We start from the raw sequence: 4,205 nt of genomic DNA, 5'->3' as shown, positions 1-4,205 counted from the left end.
GCATTGGTTCCTTTTTTTTAGTCTGTTTGGCGATAGACATTATACCAAAAAGGGAGGTCAATGCTCTTTTTATTTAAACCTCCCGAAAATAAAGGATTTAGTAACAAAAAAGGGGTGTCAGATTTGACACTACCCAAAGAGGCATGGAGGAGAATATATGATAACTGTAAATCTGTATTACAAAGGAGAAAAAGGCAGTGCACGTGCGTTTGCGGATGAGATGGAATCATCAGGTATCGCAGATGCTATTCGTGCGGAACAAGGAAATCTTCGCTATGAGTATTTTCAACCTATTGGTGATCCTGAAACTGTGTTACTTATTGATTCCTGGACTGATCAGGCAGCTATAGATGCGCATCACGCATCACCCATGATGAAACAGCTAGCTGAGCTTCGCGAGAAGTATGATCTTCATATGACCATAGAACGTTTTGTCAGTGACGAATATAAAGCGGATCACCGATTCATTCGAAAATAAGAAGGAAATGCCCGACATGCCCATATTTATTGAACTATTTCTGACCTTTGCAAAGATAGGTTTATTTACCTTCGGTGGAGGGTACGCAATGCTCTCGATCATTGAGAATATCTGCGTTGAAAAGAAAAACTGGATTACACATGACGAAATGATGAATATAACAGTGATTGCCGAATCCACTCCCGGACCGGTAGCAATTAACTGCGCTACGTACGTTGGCTACAAGAAAGGTAAGCTTCCTGGTGCTATTCTTGCAACTCTTGGAGTGACGATACCTTCGTTTGTTATTATTTTTGTCATATCCATGTTTTTGGAAGGATTCTTAGAGATTACATGGATAGCCCACGCATTTCAGGGAATCAAGATTGCGGTTGGCATATTGATTCTTGATGCGGCGATCAGGATGATCAGGAAGATGGAAAAGAAACCGTTGCAGATATGTATTCTTTTGGCTTCTTTTGTTGTGATAATGCTTATTAACGTGCTGAAGCTACATTTATCGTCGATAGTGGTAATGCTTACGGCGGCACTGGTCAGCGTAGCCTTCTTTCTTGCGGAAAAATCACGCAGAAAGGAGGAAAAGGTATGATATTCTTAGATCTTTTGATAGGATTTCTTGAAGTCGGACTGTTTTCTTTTGGCGGAGCGTATGCAGCGATACCGCTTATCAGAGATGTGGTGCTGGCGCACGAATGGATGGATGATGAGATGCTGTCTTACATGATAGCGGTCAGTGAGAGTACGCCGGGGCCTATTATGGTGAATCTTGCCACTTACGTGGGCAGCAATAAGGGAGGTCTGCTTGGGGCGGTGATTGCCACGACGGCGGTAATACTTCCTGCATTTTTCATCATTCTTTTTATCATGGTGTTTTCGAAGAGCCTTATTAAGAACCCATACTTGCAGGCGGCTCTGGGTGGGCTTAAGCCTTGTGTGATCGGTGTAATTCTGGCAACAGGTGTATATATGATCCTTGGCAATTGCTATATAATGGCGAAAAGCAGCGTAGATTCTACAGCAGTTTTCATTACCAGCGTCCTGGCATTGATTTATTTTGGCTCGCGTAAAGTTTTAAAAAAAGGAATATCACCCATTGGCCTTATATGCTTGGCAGCTGTGGTTGGGTTGGTAGTTCATTCATAATGGAAAGGCTACAGCGTCCTTGTATAGTTTCTGAAGTGTCTTTACAAAAGCCATGAGGCATTCTCTGGTATCATGCCTGTGCGTGACAAGGACACAGTGAAAGGTGTCTTTGCAATCGTATGGGATCCAGGCAAACTGACCACTGTGATCATTCAGAAAACCGGGTGCCAGACAGATCCCTTTACCTGCAGCTACATTTGTAAGAGTTGTGTCGTGATCGGGACTGTTAAAGTACTCAATTTTACCGGAGGATATAAGTTTAGCCTGTATGCTCCTTAGCAGCGACGGCGAACCGCCTCCAACCATAAGAGTTCGCCCGTAGATATCCTCATCGGTGATAAGATTCTTTTTGGCAAGTGGATCTTCCTTTTTGGCAATTAAATATATATGACTGTCAAACAGCTCGTGGACGTTGACTCCTGCGAGCTGTTTTGTTTGTTCTTTAAGGGCAAAAAAGATGTCGGATTCATTTTTAAGAAAGGAATCCAGACCATTATCATATTGGAACAGCGGAGTAATCTGGACTCCTGATCCACTTTTTTCAAAGATTTGGATCGCTTCCGGAAGGAAATACAGAGCCTGGCGGACCATAAGGCTGATGGTAATGTTGTCCTTGTATTTGGCACTGAAATTCTGCCCCTGCTCAATGGCGCGTTTCATTTCCTCGCGCATATTGGTCAGATATGTCACGAATTGGGCTCCTGCCGGGGTAAGGGTTGCGCCTTTGCCGTTTCGTTCAAAGATGGCAAAACCAACCTCATCTTCAAGTAGCTTTATCTGATATGAAAAAGTGGGCTGGCTGACAAATAAGTTCTCTGAACCTCTGGAAAAGCTCTGGGTGCGGGCCAGTTCAATACAGTAATCGATCTGTTTTGTTGTCATGATGGATTTCTCCTTTGGATAGATATTTAAAAATTAAATAGAATATCTAATCTTTCTATTGGACATATTACGACATGGATGAGAAAATGTAAACAACAAAAGAAAACAAAACAGGTGAACAAACATACAACAGTAAATGTAAGTGGAGGGACTTAAAATGGGCAAGACACTGATAGCATTTTTTTCAAGAGCGGATGAGAACTACTTCGGCGGAGCTATGAGATATGTAAAGGTAGGAAATACTGAGATTGTGGCAGGAATCATGAAGGAACTGACAGGTGCGGATACCTTTAAGATCGAGATGAAGGATCCTTATTCACCTGTATACATGACCTGCATCGATAAAGCGAAGAAGGACAAGCAGAATAATGCAAGACCCGAGCTTACAGGTTACTTAGACAGTATCGATGAGTACGATACCATCGTTCTTGGATACCCGAACTACTGGGGGACCTTCCCCATGGCGGTCGCAACTTTCCTTGAAAGATATGATTTCTCAGGAAAAAATATTCTTCCTTTCTGCACCAACGAAGGAAGCGGGATGGGATCCAGTGAGAGCGATATTATGAAGTCTGCCAAAGGAGCAGCAGTAAAGAGTGGTCTTGCGATCACAGGCTCTAAGGCAGCTGATTCCAAGGAAGCAGTAAAGAAATGGTTTGCAGCAAACGGGCTGATCTGAGCAGAGAGGACAGGTGAAAGAGATGGATTACGAAAAGGGATATGTATTTGATCTGATGGAACAAGGTGGCCCCACAGATGTTAGGGAGCCTTACTTCAAGGAAGCGGTCGATGAGATGATGAGGGCAAGAGTTCTTTGTGCCAGAGCAAATGCAAAGATGCCGGATGATCCTACCTATGTGGAGGATCTGGAAGAACTCTTTGGAAGAAAGCTTGATGATGTGAGGATCCTGACACCTTTCATCTGTGATTTCGGGAACAAGGTAAAATTTGGCAAAGGCGTTTTCATCAACCATTCAGCGATACTGTCCGCATCAGGTGGTATTGAATTCGAAGATGGCTCTATGGCAGCACCCGGGCTCCGTATCGCAACCATCAATCATGATATGAACCAGCGTCATGCAATCTATACCTATGGGAAAGTAACTGTGAAAAAGAATGCCTGGATCGGAATGAACGTGACCATTTGCCCGGGAGTGACCATCGGAGAGTACGCTGTTGTAGCTGCTGGTGCTGTAGTTACCAAGGATGTACCTGACTATGCAGTAGTCGGAGGCGTACCTGCCAAGGTGATCAGGATGCAGGATCCGGCTGAGCAGAGAGAAAAGTAGAACGAAACGATGAAACAATAAGGTGTAAATGAAATACATATTAAATAAAATCAGTGCAAAACAGGTCCAAATAAGTGAAATTTGGGCCTGTTTTTCTTTGTTGACACAATATGGCAATGGATTTAATATATCAAACAGATATATCATAAAGATATATCGTTATATGTAAATAAGGAGATTACAGTTATGCGACAAAGAATAAGAAAAACAACCTTGCTGATATCATTACTTTTATTTCCAATCACCATGTGGTATTTCTCACCATACCTGATTGAATATTTCGGGCTGCGAGCGCAGCCCGTTCGCAATTGAGCACCACCTGTTTATGCAATAGCACCACTTGCTTGTTGGAAAAGTCAATTCGTAAGCGCTAAATTATTAGGCGGATAGCTGCCGCCACTAAACAAGTTCAT

6 protein-coding genes are annotated in these 4,205 nt (G+C 42.9%); 5 read left to right on the top strand and 1 reads right to left on the bottom strand.

The features are described from left to right. The first annotated feature begins 157 nt into the window (after window positions 1-157). Genes J6I68_RS09840 through J6I68_RS09830 form a run of 3 tightly spaced genes read left to right on the top strand, consistent with a single transcriptional unit; the run spans window position 158 to window position 1,621 of the window. Complete coding sequence (locus J6I68_RS09840; RefSeq protein WP_292220009.1) at window positions 158-478, top strand: putative quinol monooxygenase; 321 nt, start codon at window positions 158-160, stop codon at window positions 476-478. 16 nt (window positions 479-494) lie between these two features. Beyond that, the gene (locus J6I68_RS09835) at window positions 495-1,067 is read left to right on the top strand and encodes a chromate transporter (RefSeq protein WP_292220008.1); all 573 of its coding nucleotides are present in this window, start codon (window positions 495-497) and stop codon (window positions 1,065-1,067) included. Beyond that, entirely contained in the window at window positions 1,064-1,621 is a 558-nt protein-coding gene (locus tag J6I68_RS09830; protein ID WP_292220007.1) for a chromate transporter, read from the top strand. Before J6I68_RS09835 ends, J6I68_RS09830 begins: the two co-directional genes overlap by 4 nt. On the opposite strand, the gene J6I68_RS09825 is transcribed toward J6I68_RS09830, so the two are convergent. After that, a complete protein-coding gene (locus J6I68_RS09825; protein ID WP_292220006.1) occupies window positions 1,616-2,503 on the bottom strand; it encodes a LysR family transcriptional regulator in 888 nt (295 codons plus the stop codon). The genes J6I68_RS09830 and J6I68_RS09825 overlap by 6 nt on opposite strands. Window positions 2,504-2,660: 157 nt before the next feature. Here J6I68_RS09825 and J6I68_RS09820 point away from each other — a divergent pair, with 157 nt between their 5' ends. Both J6I68_RS09820 and J6I68_RS09815 read left to right on the top strand, forming a co-directional pair. Beyond that, window positions 2,661-3,182 carry a flavodoxin gene (locus J6I68_RS09820; RefSeq protein ID WP_292220005.1) on the top strand — a complete coding sequence of 174 codons (522 nt, stop codon included), beginning with the start codon at window positions 2,661-2,663 and terminating at the stop codon, window positions 3,180-3,182. Between the two features lie 22 nt (window positions 3,183-3,204). Beyond that, window positions 3,205-3,792, top strand: a complete 588-nt coding sequence (locus J6I68_RS09815) for a DapH/DapD/GlmU-related protein (protein ID WP_292220004.1) — start codon at window positions 3,205-3,207, stop codon at window positions 3,790-3,792. The last annotated feature ends 413 nt before the right edge of the window (window positions 3,793-4,205 follow it).

The sequence above is a fragment of the Butyrivibrio sp. genome, from assembly GCF_017940685.1.
In the GTDB taxonomy this organism is placed as follows: Bacteria; Bacillota; Clostridia; order Lachnospirales; family Lachnospiraceae; genus Butyrivibrio.
The sequence above is the reverse complement of the archived record's forward strand: the minus strand, read 5'-3'. Positions and strand labels throughout refer to the sequence as shown.